Origin of the sequence: Streptococcus sp. 4155 (genome assembly GCF_013276695.1) — a bacterium.
GTDB classification, from domain to species: Bacteria; Bacillota; Bacilli; order Lactobacillales; family Streptococcaceae; genus Streptococcus; species Streptococcus pseudopneumoniae.
In genome coordinates this window covers 1-12,511 of sequence record NZ_VMLM01000113.1, presented here as the reverse complement: position 1 = coordinate 12,511, position 12,511 = coordinate 1, and the positions used below count along the sequence as shown (strand labels likewise).

Sequence of the window (12,511 nt, the reverse complement as noted above, 5' to 3'; positions counted from 1 at the left end):
TCTGTTTTGTTCGCTTTTTGTTTCAATCTGTGTCATTACGATATTTTCATTTAATTGTATATCCCCCAAAAATTTACATTTTTATATGAAGTATTTTAGATAAAAGCAAACGCTAAATCATATCCTCAAAAAAACAGGTTTAGAACATTTGAAAAATCGAACGCTCAGCAATGATAGTCTGTCTGGTGGCGAGAAACAACGCCTAGAAATCGCCCGCGCCCTCTACCATGATAGCCAACTCATCTTAGCAGACGAGATTAAGGCCAATCTTGACTCGGAAAATAGCAGAAAAATTAGCGACTTGCTCTTCTCCCTACCTCAAACAGTCATAGAAGTCATTCACCACTACACAGAAGAGGACTTAAAAAACTACGACCAAGTCATTCACTTAAGCAAAGAAAAGTAATATTCTTCGAAAATCGCTTCAAACTATGTCAGTTTGACCTACAACCCCAACACTTTACTTTGAGTAACATGCAGCTGACTTCCTAGTTTGTTCTTTAATTTTCATTATCCCTTGTTCATTTCCTTGAAATTTTCTGAAAAAAGAGTAAACTGGTATTCAAGAAGTCTATTTCGTGGAGTTTAGGATGAAATTATATGTTCAATTAATGATTCTCTTTGTGATTTCTCTAATCGGAGAGGGGATTTCCAGTTTCTTTCATTTGCCCATCCCAGGCAGTATTATCGGCTTGATTATTCTCTTTCTATCCCTACAATTCAAATGGTTGAGAACTAGGCATGTCAACATGGTGGGGAATTTCTTGCTGGCCAATATGACCATTCTCTTTTTGCCGCCAGCAGTAGGAATCATGGAAAAGTTTGATGTGATTGCTCCCTATCTCCTACCCATTGTTTTGATTGTCTTTTTTGCAGCAGTTGTCAATATTATCCTCATAGCCTTGGTAGTTCAGTTTATCAAACGACGGTTTGAGGGAGATTATGAGAAAGGAGATGCCAAATGAGTGAATTTGTTTCCAATCCCCTATTTGGGCTTGCCCTGTCTATCCTAGCTTATCTAGTGGGGATGTTGATTTACAGACGTTTTCCTCATCCATTGACAACGCCCCTGCTTTTGTCGGCTATTTTTATCATTATTTTTCTTAAGGTGACGGGTATTTCTTATCAAGATTACTACCAAGGTGGGGTTTATCTGAACAACTTGATTGTCCCGTCGACAGTGGCTTTGGGGATTCCGCTTTACAAGAGTTTTCATTTGATGAAGCACCATGCTCGGAGTATTCTCTTTGGTAGTCTGCTAGCAGTAGTTGTCAATACCTCTTTCACAGCCCTTGTGGCCAAAATCTTTGGTATGGACTTTTTCCTAGCCATTTCTCTCTTTCCCAAGTCAGTAACAACCGCCATGGCAGTGGGAATCACAGAAAAATTGCAAGGTCTGACGACCGTGACCTTGGTGGTAGTCGTGGCAACTGGGATTTTAACCAGTGTCATCGGACCAACCCTTTTGAAGTGGTTGAAAATTGACGACCCAGTAGCTGTTGGTCTTTCCCTTGGAGGAACAGGCCATGCAGTTGGAACAGGAACAGCCTTCCGATACGGCTCTGTAGCAGGAGCCATGGGTGGTTTGGCTATCGGTGTCACTGGTATTCTCTATGTCTTTGTCAGCCCCATCGTAGCTAGTTTGATATTGAGTTAATACTCTTCGAAAATCTCTTCAAACCGCGTCAACGTCGCCTTGCCNNTATCCACAACCTCAAAACACTGTTTTGAGCAACCTGCGGCTAGTTTCCTAGTTTGCTCTTTGATTTTCATTGAGTATAAAAAGCAAGGAATTCGAGCAATCTCATTATGGTAGTGACATGGGGGTCTAACTTCTCATATTTATACATTTCTCCAATCAGTTAGTTGATTACAACCGAGATCTTCTATACTCTCCTTATAAGATTTTCGCATAAGATGAAACAGCACACGCTGAAGACGTCTATGTTATTTAGATTTAATGCAATCTTTTCAAAGAGTTTTGATAATCTATATTTCTTATTTAGTTTAGTTGATTTCATATCACTATACTATAATGCTTATCCAAATGATGACACTATCAAAACACCCTATTATTGGATGCTTACGAAACAGATTTTTATACTCTTCAAACCACGTCAGCTTATCCTTAGTGTGTATACGTTACTGACTTGGTCAGTTCCTCAACCTCAAAACTATGTTTCGAGGAGCCTTCCGCTAACTTCCCAGTCTGATTTTTATTAAATATTAACGATACTTTATCACATAAAGAGGCTGGATGAAAAGTCTTCACAATCAAAAAACGCATCCTATCAAGTTGTCCTGATAGGATGCGTTTTTATATTATTGAAATTTTGTTACAGACCGATAAGAGTTCTATCATAATCAATAAATAAAGTGATGGGAAATAAGAATTGCACACCCTGGTTTTGGAATTCAAATCAATTTATAAGAATGTTTTAGAAGCAATATTATCCTATTCCAGATTCAGTTCACTATACAATTGAGTTCTCAAGCAACCTGTTTACATAATGTGTGCATAATTAGGTTCGTGATTCCACTCTTTTTATCTCTAAAAAACCTCGCTTTCGCGAGGCTCTTCTATTTATAAGATAAGGCACGTTTAAATGTTTTCCAAATCCCTAAATCATCTGTTTGAAGGACTAGGCTGGCATACATGCGTCCGATAAATCCTGTTGCTACCACCGCAAAAATCACTGTAATAGCAAGTGAAATCCATGCTTCTACTCCCCCTGCATAGCCATTAATAGTTCTAAATGGCATAAAGAAGGTCGAAATAAAGGGAATATAAGAACCAATCTTCAAGATGAGATTGTCACCAGCTGCACCTAGAGCTGTCACTCCAAAAAAACCACCCATAATCAAAATCATCAAAGGCGACAAGGCTTTTCCTGAGTCCTCAGGACGAGAAACCATAGAACCTAGAAAGGCAGCCAAGACGACGTACATAAAGAGACTGACCAAAATAAAGAACAAGGTATTCAGTGAGAAAGCATCTCCCAAGTGATCCAAAATACCAGACTGAGCCAAGAATGGCAAATCTTTAAAGAGTAGAATGGCTGCCAGACCACCTACCACATAAATCCCGATATGCGTTAAAATCACCAGAAACAGAGCCATCATCCGCGCATAGAAATAGTGACTAGCCCTTATGCTAGAAAAGACGACTTCCATAATTTTGGTGCCTTTTTCACTGGCAACTTCCTGAGCTGTTACACCCGCATAGGTAATCAGAATCATATAAAGAAAGAATCCTAAGGCGCCTGCTGCAATTGTTTGAATAAACTTTTTATTTTCCTTGGCTTCATCAATCTTTTCTGTGAATTGAACTGTCTGCGCTAAGCGTTTTTCCTGCTCTTGAGACAAGGAGGCAGTTGAACGATTAAGCTGATTTTGCAGTTCATTGAGTGTACCTGTAACCTCAAATTTAATTCCATTTTCAAGCGACGTTTCGCCATGATAAACTGCCTTCAAGACACTATCCTCTTGGTCAATAGTCAGATAGCCTTTTAATTTTTCATCTTTAATCGCTTCTTTGGCACTTGCTTCGTCTTTGTAGTCAAAATTAACACCATTTACATTCTTCAGTCCTTCTGCTACAGATGGCACTGTTGTCACTACTGCCACTTTATCATTTTTAGCCATTGAAGAGCCTTGGAGATAAGCAATTCCTCCAGAGATTCCTAAAAAGAGGAACGGTGAAATCACCATAAAGAAGAAACTCCACGATTTGACATGTCTAAGATAGGTTTCCTTGATTACAACCCACACATTTCCCATACTTCCACTCCTGATTCTAGTTTAAAGATTTCATCGATAGTTGGCGCTTGTTGGTCAAAGGTTGCGATATATTGCCCTTGAGTCAAGATTGGGAAGAGTTCTCTACCAGCACTCTCATCCTCCAAGATCAATTTCCAACTACCTTGTTTGGTCAAGCTCACCTGTTTGACATGAGGAAGGTTTTCCAATTCTTCCTTGCTTCGTTCACTTGAAACAAAGAGACGTGTTTTCCCGTATTGATTTCGGACATCCTGAACTGGTCCATGCAAGACCACACGGCCATCTCGGATCATGAGAATATCGTCACAAAGCTCCTCGACGTTGGTCATGACATGGTCAGAAAAGATAATGGTTGCTCCGCGCTCTTTTTCCTGAAAAATGACTTGTTTGAGCAATTCTGTATTAACTGGGTCCAATCCACTAAAAGGCTCATCCAAGATAATCAGGTCTGGTTCATGAATCAGAGTAATAATGAGCTGAATCTTCTGCTGATTTCCTTTTGACAGACTCTTGATTTTATCTGTCAGCTTTCCTTTTACTTCCAACCTCTTCATCCATTGAGGGAGTTTTTCTTTGACTTCTTTGGCATCCATGCCTTTTAGAGTCGCCAAGTAGCGAACTTGTTCAAGAACTGTCAATTTAGGCATGAGACTGCGTTCTTCAGGCAGATAACCAATCCGAGCATAGGTCTCCTGACGAATATCCTGACCATCCAGACCGATTTCTCCCTGATATTCTAGGAATTTTAAAATACTATGGAAAATCGTTGTTTTTCCAGCACCATTTTTTCCGACTAGTCCCAAAATACGACCTGGTCGCGCTTGAAAGTCAATACCAAACAAAACTTGCTTGGATCCAAAACTTTTCTCTAGACTTCTTACTTCTAGCATCTTTCACCTCCGAAATTTCTTGCACTCATTATACTCCTTTTTGATAGCCTTTACAATGTTTTTTGTCCATTTTTAGAAGACTATTGCTGTGTAAAATATGGCCTGGAGCACTTTTATACTCAATAAAAATCAAAGAGCAAACTAGGAAGCTAGCCGTAGACTGCTCAAAGTACAGCTTTGAGGTTGCAGATAAAACTGACGAAGTCAGCTCAAAACACTGTTTTGAGGTTGTGGATAGAACTGACGAAGTCAGTAACTATATCTACGGCAAGGCGAAGCTGACGTGGTTTGAAGAGATTTTCGAAGAGTATTAGTGATAAATCCATTATACAGTAGCAAACTTAATTTATACCTTCCGCTCCTCAACTGTCTATTTTTAATCCTGAATTGTTATTTGAGTAACTCCTTTTTCCTCATAAAGTTTTCTTCCTCTAAAACTTCTGGAAAAAAGCGAATAGTTTCAGACAACATTTTTATAAGAAACAAGTTCATCTGTCATTTCAAGAAGGAGTAATCCTTTATCTACTAATGGACGGAACGGAATTCAACCGCTTGTCCGATATGTTTTCTAAGGATTATATAGTAAAATGAAATAAGAACAGGACAAATAGATCGGGACAGTCAAATCGATTTCTAACAATGTTTTAGAAGCAGATGCGTACTATTCTAGTTTCAATCTATTATATCTATTATGCACACCCCTATAGGATCTAATAAAAATCACAACAAGTTCATTCATAGATGGTTACCTAAGCCTAAGGGAACTAAGAAAACGACTACCAAGGAAGTCGCATTCATCGAAAAGTGGATGAACAACTATCCTAAAAAATGCTTGAACTACAAGTCCCCCAGAGAAGACTTCTGGATGACTAACTTGAACTTGAAATTTAGCAATAATTAATTCACCATCTAACTATATTTAGTAATTATTTCAGAACTGATTAATATTAAAATTAACTAACAATTCAAAGGATTCATACTAGCCATAAATTACGTCCATCAGAGAGAGACTCTTACTACTTTTAGATTTTAGTCTTTCTAGCTTCAGAATACATCTAAACTTTAGGGAAAATGACTATTCGAAAGCGCGAATGCCTCAAAATTATCTCAGATAAGCTATTCGAAACTTAGAATGCTTTTAAATTTATGGAATTGCGATTATTCGAAACCTAGAATGCATATAACCTTTAGTTGACAGACCTATTCTAAGTCTCGAAGGGCTATTTACTTTCTATTCCTTATCAAAAAAGACTCATTCTCCCTTTCTCCTCCAAAATATGGTATAGTAGAACTATACTATCTATGAGGAGTTTACATGTCACAGGATAAACAAATGAAAGCTGTTTCTCCCCTTCTGCAGCAAGTTATCAACATCTCATCGATTGTCGGTGGGGTTGGGAGTTTGATTTTCTGTATTTGGGCTTATCAGGCTGGGGTTTTACAGTCTAAAGAAACCCTCTCTGCCTTTATCCAGCAAGCAGGTATCTGGGGGCCACCTCTCTTTATCTTTTTACAGATTTTACAAACGGTCGTCCCTATCATTCCTGGGGCCTTGACCTCCGTCGCTGGGGTCTTTATCTACGGTCACATCATCGGTACTATCTACAACTATATCGGAATCGTGATTGGCTGTGCCATTATCTTTTATCTGGTGCGCCTCTACGGAGCTGCCTTTGTTCAGTCTGTCGTCAGCAAGCGCACCTATGACAAGTATATCGGTTGGTTGGATAAGGGCAATCGTTTTGACCGTTTCTTTATCTTTATGATGATTTGGCCCATTAGTCCAGCTGACTTTCTCTGTATGCTGGCTGCCCTGACCAAGATGACCTTCAAGCGCTATATGATTATCATCATTCTGACCAAGCCCTTTACCCTCGTGGTTTATACCTACGGTCTGACCTATATTATCGACTTCTTCTGGCAAATGCTTTGACACATAAAAAATCCGTTTGGTTTCCCAAGCGGATTTTGTGCTTTATTTTGAAACTTCTTTTGCAAGGACAAAGTTCCCAAGTGTGGCAGAACCATTTCCTGCTACTGCTGGAGTCACGATATAGTCACGCACATCAGGTACTGGTAGGTAACCATTGAGAAGAGATGTAAATTTCTCACGGACACGGTCCAGCATGTGTTGTTGAGCCATGACCCCTCCACCAAAGACAATCACGTCTGGGCGGAAAGTCACTGTCGCATTGACCGCAGCTTGAGCGATATAGTAGGCTTGGACATCCCAAACAGGGTTATTGAGTTCAATATTTTCCCCACGTACACCTGTACGAGCTTCCAAACTTGGACCAGCTGCATAGCCTTCCAAACATCCCTTATGGAAAGGACAAACACCCTGAAACTCTTTTTCAATATCCATTGGGTGTCTAGCCACATAGTAATGGCCCATCTCAGGGTGACCCACACCGCCGATAAACTCACCACGTTGGATGACACCTGCACCGATACCTGTACCGATTGTGTAGTAAACCAAGTTTTCGATACGGCCACCAGCATTATTACGGGCAACCACTTCACCATAAGCAGAGCTGTTTACGTCTGTTGTGAAGTACATTGGCACGTTGAGGGCGCGACGAAGGGCACCAAGCAAGTCCACATTTGCCCAGTTCGGTTTTGGAGTTGTTGTGATAAAGCCATAGGTTTTTGAGTTTTTATCAATATCAATCGGACCAAATGAACCAACTGCAAGACCAGCAAGGTTGTCGAATTTTGAGAAGAACTCAATAGTTTTATCGATTGTTTCGATTGGAGTTGTTGTTGGAAATTGTGTTTTTTCTACAACGTTAAAGTTTTCATCACCGACAGCACAGACAAACTTTGTACCGCCCGCTTCCAAGCTTCCATATAATTTTGTCATGATAAACCTCTTGTTTTTATTTTCTTTATTATAGCATATTTCGAAAGTCTAAATTTCTCTATTTTTTAGATTTTCCTCTGTAAATCTTACCATTCAAGCAAAAACGAACAAACATGTCATTTGTTCGTTTTCATTTAGCTAGGAAAGATTAAGCTTTCACTTCGATAAGAGCATCCCCCTTCGCAACTGAACCTGTTGCGACTGGAGCTACTGAAGAGAAGTCAGCTGTGTTTGTAACGATAACCATTGTTGTATCATCAAGACCAGCTGCAGCGATTTTGTTTGAGTCAAATGTTCCAAGAACATCGCCTGCTTTCACCTTGTCACCTTGGGCAACTTTTTGTTCGAAACCTTCACCGTTCATTGTTACAGTGTCGATACCAACGTGGATCAAGACTTCAGCACCATTTCTTGTTTTCAAACCAAAGGCGTGTCCTGTTGCAAAGGCGATTGAAACTTCAGCATCAGCTGGTGCATAGACCACACCTTGGCTAGGTTTCACAGCGATACCTTGTCCCATAGCTCCACTTGAGAAGACTGGGTCATTGACATCAGCAAGAGCTACAACGTCACCAACGATAGGAGTTACAAGTGTTTCATTTTGAAGAGCTGCTGGAATGTTACCAGTTGTTTCTTCTTGGACCAAACGTTCTGTCGCTACTTCAGTAGCAACTTCTTTTTCATCCTCATAACCAAACATGTAAGTAAGAGCAAAACCAAGTGCAAATGATACAGCTACCATAAGAAGGTATTGGGCAAGTTGTCCGTTACCAACATAAAGCATTGTACCAGGGATGATGGTGATACCACTACCATTACCAGCAAGTCCAAGGATAGAAGCCAATCCACCACCGATTGCACCAGCAATCAATGAGAGGAAGAATGGTTTACGGAAGCGCAAGTTCACCCCGAAGATAGCAGGCTCTGTAATACCGAGGAAGGCAGAAAGAGCAGCTGGGAAAGCAAGTGTTTTTAGTTTTGGATTTTTAGTTTTAACACCAACCGCAACAGTTGCAGCACCTTGAGCTGTCATAGCAGCAGTGATGATAGCGTTGAATGGGTTAGCATGGTCAGCAGCAAGCAATTGAACTTCAAGCAAGTTGAAGATATGGTGCACACCTGACACGACGATCAATTGGTGAACCCCACCAATCAAGAAACCACCAAGACCAAATGGCATACTAAGGATCGCTTTTGTCGCGATAAGGATGTAGTTTTCAACAACGTGAAAGACTGGTCCGATGACAAATAGTCCAAGGATAGACATAACCAAAAGTGTCACGAATGGTGTTACCAAAAGGTCAATGACATCTGGAACGACCTTGCGGACAGCTTTTTCAAATTTAGCTCCGACAACCCCGATGATGAAGGCTGGAAGAACGGAACCTTGCAAACCAACAACAGGGATGAAACCAAAGAAGTTCATAGCTGTTACTTCACCACCTTGAGCAACTGCCCAAGCGTTTGGAAGTGAGCCAGAAACAAGCATCATACCAAGAACGATACCAACGGCAGGGTTACCACCGAATACACGGAAGGTTGACCAAACAACCAAACCTGGCAAGATGATGAAGGCTGTATCTGTCAAGATTTGTGTGTAAGTTGCAAAGTCTCCTGGAAGTGGCATTTCAAGAGCAATGAAAAGACCACGCACACCCATGAAGAGACCTGTCGCTACGATAACTGGGATGATTGGAACGAAAACGTCACCGAAAGTACGGATAGCACGTTGGAACCAGTTCCCTTGTTTAGCAGCTTCTGCTTTCATGTCATCTTTAGATGATGTTGGTAAACCAAGTGCAACAACTTCATCGTACATTTTGTTTACTGTACCAGTACCAAAGATGATTTGGTATTGACCTGAGTTAAAGAAAGCACCTTGAACTTTTTCCAAGTTCTCAATCACTTCTTTATTGATTTTTCCTTCATCTTTGACCATGACACGAAGACGAGTCGCACAGTGAGCTACACTGTTGACATTTTCACGTCCACCCAAGGCATCGATGACTTTTTTTGCAATTTCCTGATTGTTCATTTGCAAAAATCTCCTTATATAACATTTTGTTCTTGTTTGAAAGCGATTTTATTCGCCCTACGACTATTATTTTATCATGTTTTAGAAATATGTCAAGCGTTTTGCAGAAAAAATATTCTATCCACTTAGTTTGCTCGCTTTAGATTGATTGATTTTGACTGTTTTATTAGGTGTTCCTTAAAAAAATAAGTTTAAAATCTTGGGTGAAAAGGATTTTGCTTCATTTTCTTTCAATTTTTTGTAGATAGATGATTGATTTTCTGCTTTTAATTTGTGATAAACGTTTGACAGTTTTTTCTCTTTTTTAACATAAAAGGCTTGCATTTTTTATCGAAAACGGTTACTATTAAAAGTGATAAGATTTTTGGAGGAATGAATGAATGGAATGGACAACTGAGCGTCGTTACAGACTTTATCAAGATTGGACGCAAGAAGAAATTCAACATATAAAGGAAAATATGGCTCAATCTCCATGGCATACTCATTACCATGTTGAGCCAAAAACAGGACTTCTAAACGATCCAAATGGCTTTTCCTACTTTGATGGGAAGTGGGTTGTTTTTTATCAGAACTTTCCTTTTGGTGCAGCCCACGGTTTGAAATCTTGGGTGCAGTTGGAAAGTGAGGACTTGATTCACTTCACAGAAACTGGAGTCAAAGTTTTGCCTGATACTCCATTAGATAGCCACGGTGCCTACTCTGGTTCTGCCATGCAGTTTGGCGATAACTTGTTTCTATTCTATACAGGAAATGTCCGTGATGAAAACTGGATCCGTCAACCCTACCAGATCGGCGCTTTGATGGACAAGGATGGCAAGATTACCAAGATTGACAAGATCTTGATTGACCAGCCAGCAGACTCAACTGACCACTTCCGTGACCCGCAAATTTTTAACTTCAAGGGCCAATACTATGCTATCGTCGGTGGACAGGACTTGGAGAAAAAAGGCTTCGTCCGTCTCTACAAGGCTGTAGACAACGACTATACAAACTGGCAAGCCGTTGGCAACCTTGACTTTGCTAACGACCGTACTGCCTACATGATGGAATGTCCAAATCTGGTCTTTGTAGGGGAGCAACCTGTCCTTCTCTACTGCCCACAAGGATTGGATAAAAAAGTTCTAGACTACGATAACATCTTTCCAAATATGTATAAAATTGGTGCTTCCTTTGACCCTGAAAACGCCAAAATGGTAGATGTATCTCAACTTCAAAACATGGACTATGGTTTCGAAGCCTATGCAACTCAAGCCCTCAACGCTCCTGATGGACGTGCTCTAGCTGTTAGCTGGCTTGGCTTGCCTGATGTTTCATATCCATCTGACCGTTTTGACCACCAAGGAGCCTTCTCTTTGGTCAAGGAACTCACTATCAAAGACGGCAAACTCTACCAATACCCAGTCGCAGCTATCAAGGACCTTCGTGCTTCTGAAGAAGCCTTCTCAAATCGTGCCCAAACTAGGAACACTTACGAACTCGAACTCAACTTGGAAGCCAATAGCCAGAGCGAGATTGTCTTACTTGCTGATAAAGAAGGCAAGGGACTTTCCATCAACTTTGACCTTGTAAATGGTCAAGTGACAGTGGATCGTAGCCAGGCTGGAGAACAGTATGCCCAAGAATTTGGGACAACTCGTTCTTGCCCTATCGAGAATCAGGCTACTACTGCTACAATCTTCATCGATAACTCTGTCTTTGAAATTTTCATCAATAAAGGAGAAAAAGTATTTTCTGGTCGTGTCTTCCCACATGCGGACCAAAATGGTATCCTGATCAAATCTGGAAACCCAACTGGAACTTACTATGAATTAGATTATGGTCGCAAAACTAACTGATGTCGCCAAACTTGCAGGCGTCAGCCCTACTACCGTTTCTCGGGTTATCAATAAAAAAGGCTATTTATCAGAAAAAACCATTCAAAAGGTTAATGAAGCCATGCGGGAATTGGGTTATAAACCCAACAACCTAGCTCGTAGTCTGCAAGGAAAATCGGCTAAGTTAATCGGCTTGATTTTCCCAAATATTTCCAATGTTTTCTATGCAGAATTGATTGATAAGCTGGAGCACCAACTTTTTAAGAATGGTTACAAGACCATCATCTGCAACAGCGAGCATGACTCTGAGAAGGAGCGTGAATACATCGAAATGTTGGAAGCCAATCAGGTGGACGGCATCATTTCGGGTAGTCACAACTTGGGAATCGAAGACTACAATCGCGTGACGGCACCAATTATTTCCTTTGACCGAAATCTGTCACCAGACATTCCAGTCGTTTCCTCTGACAACTACGCTGGTGGAGTTCTTGCTGCCCAGACCTTGGTTAAGACAGGTGCCCAGTCTATCATTATGATTACAGGGAATGACAATTCCAATTCGCCAACTGGACTACGCCACGCTGGTTTTGCATCCGTACTCCCCCAAGCTCCTATTATCAATGTTTCCAGTGACTTTTCTCCCGTCAGAAAAGAAATGGAAATCAAGAATATCTTGACTCGACAAAAGCCAGATGCGATTTTTGCTTCGGATGATTTGACAGCTATTTTAGTCATTAAAATTGCTCAGGAACTGGGAATTTCTGTACCAGAAGAGCTCAAGGTCATCGGTTACGATGGTACCTACTTTATCGAAAATTACTACCCTCAACTGGCTACTATTAAGCAACCCTTGGAAGAGATTGCCTGCCTCACTGTTGACCTTCTCTTACAAAAAATCGAAGGCAAGGAAGTCGCGACAACTGGTTACTTTTTACCAATTACTCTTTTATCAGGAAAAAGTATTTAATACTCAATGAAAATCTCTTCAAACCACGTCAGCGTCGCCTTACCGTAGATATATGTAACTGACTTCGTCAGTCTTATCTACAACCTCAAAACCATGTTNTACTACTCATCTANTTTCAAAAGGNATTNTAGNNNATCTCCGANTAACGATGNNCGTTNTCAC

General features: G+C 40.5%; 10 protein-coding genes and 3 pseudogenes. 8 read left to right on the top strand and 5 right to left on the bottom strand.

Annotated elements, in window-relative coordinates:
- Positions 1 to 103: 103 nt before the first annotated feature.
- From HT715_RS11170 to HT715_RS11160, 3 genes and pseudogenes are all read left to right on the top strand, one after another.
- Positions 104 to 406 (top strand): annotated as a pseudogene (locus HT715_RS11170) (ATP-binding cassette domain-containing protein); the annotation flags it as partial.
- Between the two features lie 184 nt (positions 407 to 590).
- Positions 591 to 965: a CidA/LrgA family protein gene (locus HT715_RS11165; RefSeq protein ID WP_000781328.1), complete on the top strand. Its 375-nt coding sequence runs from the start codon at positions 591 to 593 to the stop codon at positions 963 to 965.
- Positions 962 to 1,657 carry an LrgB family protein gene (locus HT715_RS11160; protein ID WP_001288943.1) on the top strand — a complete coding sequence of 232 codons (696 nt, stop codon included), beginning with the start codon at positions 962 to 964 and terminating at the stop codon, positions 1,655 to 1,657. The genes HT715_RS11165 and HT715_RS11160 overlap by 4 nt, the downstream gene beginning before the upstream one ends.
- 188 nt (positions 1,658 to 1,845) lie before the next feature.
- Here HT715_RS11160 and HT715_RS12130 read toward each other — a convergent pair.
- From HT715_RS12130 to HT715_RS11150, 3 genes and pseudogenes are all read right to left on the bottom strand, one after another.
- Positions 1,846 to 1,995: pseudogene (locus tag HT715_RS12130) on the bottom strand (IS630 family transposase); the annotation flags it as partial.
- Between the two features lie 585 nt (positions 1,996 to 2,580).
- Positions 2,581 to 3,780, bottom strand: coding sequence for an ABC transporter permease (locus tag HT715_RS11155; RefSeq protein WP_138700373.1), 1,200 nt, complete (start codon positions 3,778 to 3,780; stop codon positions 2,581 to 2,583).
- Complete coding sequence (locus tag HT715_RS11150; RefSeq protein ID WP_100127931.1) at positions 3,759 to 4,670, bottom strand: ABC transporter ATP-binding protein; 912 nt, start codon at positions 4,668 to 4,670, stop codon at positions 3,759 to 3,761. The genes HT715_RS11155 and HT715_RS11150 overlap by 22 nt, the downstream gene beginning before the upstream one ends.
- An 83-nt stretch (positions 4,671 to 4,753) precedes the next feature.
- Here HT715_RS11150 and HT715_RS11635 point away from each other — a divergent pair, with 83 nt between their 5' ends.
- From HT715_RS11635 to HT715_RS11135, 3 genes and pseudogenes are all read left to right on the top strand, one after another.
- Entirely contained in the window at positions 4,754 to 4,984 is a 231-nt protein-coding gene (locus tag HT715_RS11635) for a hypothetical protein (RefSeq protein WP_023936854.1), read from the top strand.
- Positions 4,985 to 5,351: 367 nt separating this feature from the next.
- A pseudogene (locus HT715_RS11140) lies at positions 5,352 to 5,571 on the top strand (IS30 family transposase); the annotation flags it as partial.
- Between the two features lie 414 nt (positions 5,572 to 5,985).
- Positions 5,986 to 6,603: a TVP38/TMEM64 family protein gene (locus HT715_RS11135; protein ID WP_138700372.1), complete on the top strand. Its 618-nt coding sequence runs from the start codon at positions 5,986 to 5,988 to the stop codon at positions 6,601 to 6,603.
- Positions 6,604 to 6,645: 42 nt separating this feature from the next.
- On the opposite strand, the gene scrK is transcribed toward HT715_RS11135, so the two are convergent.
- On the bottom strand, positions 6,646 to 7,533 hold the full coding sequence (gene scrK / locus HT715_RS11130; protein ID WP_138700371.1) for a fructokinase ScrK: 888 nt from the start codon (positions 7,531 to 7,533) through the stop codon (positions 6,646 to 6,648).
- A gap of 148 nt (positions 7,534 to 7,681) precedes the next feature.
- Positions 7,682 to 9,568 carry a sucrose-specific PTS transporter subunit IIBC gene (locus HT715_RS11125; RefSeq protein ID WP_138700370.1) on the bottom strand — a complete coding sequence of 629 codons (1,887 nt, stop codon included), beginning with the start codon at positions 9,566 to 9,568 and terminating at the stop codon, positions 7,682 to 7,684.
- A gap of 380 nt (positions 9,569 to 9,948) precedes the next feature.
- On the opposite strand from HT715_RS11125, the gene HT715_RS11120 reads away from it, so the two are divergent.
- Together HT715_RS11120 and HT715_RS11115 are read left to right on the top strand one after the other, a co-directional pair.
- On the top strand, positions 9,949 to 11,403 hold the full coding sequence (locus HT715_RS11120; protein WP_172922962.1) for a glycoside hydrolase family 32 protein: 1,455 nt from the start codon (positions 9,949 to 9,951) through the stop codon (positions 11,401 to 11,403).
- Positions 11,384 to 12,349, top strand: coding sequence for a LacI family DNA-binding transcriptional regulator (locus HT715_RS11115; RefSeq protein ID WP_023936861.1), 966 nt, complete (start codon positions 11,384 to 11,386; stop codon positions 12,347 to 12,349). Before HT715_RS11120 ends, HT715_RS11115 begins: the two co-directional genes overlap by 20 nt.
- The last annotated feature ends 162 nt before the right edge of the window (positions 12,350 to 12,511 follow it).

Bases quoted from the DNA above. Each gene is read 5' to 3' on its own strand.
- HT715_RS11165 (WP_000781328.1), top strand. From the start codon at position 591: ATGAAATTATATGTTCAATTAATGATTCTCTTTGTGATTTCTCTAATC.
- HT715_RS11160 (WP_001288943.1), top strand. From the start codon at position 962: ATGAGTGAATTTGTTTCCAATCCCCTATTTGGGCTTGCCCTGTCTATC.
- HT715_RS11155 (WP_138700373.1), bottom strand. From the start codon at position 3,780: ATGGGAAATGTGTGGGTTGTAATCAAGGAAACCTATCTTAGACATGTC.
- HT715_RS11150 (WP_100127931.1), bottom strand. From the start codon at position 4,670: ATGCTAGAAGTAAGAAGTCTAGAGAAAAGTTTTGGATCCAAGCAAGTT.
- HT715_RS11135 (WP_138700372.1), top strand. From the start codon at position 5,986: ATGTCACAGGATAAACAAATGAAAGCTGTTTCTCCCCTTCTGCAGCAA.
- scrK (WP_138700371.1), bottom strand. From the start codon at position 7,533: ATGACAAAATTATATGGAAGCTTGGAAGCGGGCGGTACAAAGTTTGTC.
- HT715_RS11125 (WP_138700370.1), bottom strand. From the start codon at position 9,568: ATGAACAATCAGGAAATTGCAAAAAAAGTCATCGATGCCTTGGGTGGA.
- HT715_RS11120 (WP_172922962.1), top strand. From the start codon at position 9,949: ATGGAATGGACAACTGAGCGTCGTTACAGACTTTATCAAGATTGGACG.
- HT715_RS11115 (WP_023936861.1), top strand. From the start codon at position 11,384: ATGGTCGCAAAACTAACTGATGTCGCCAAACTTGCAGGCGTCAGCCCT.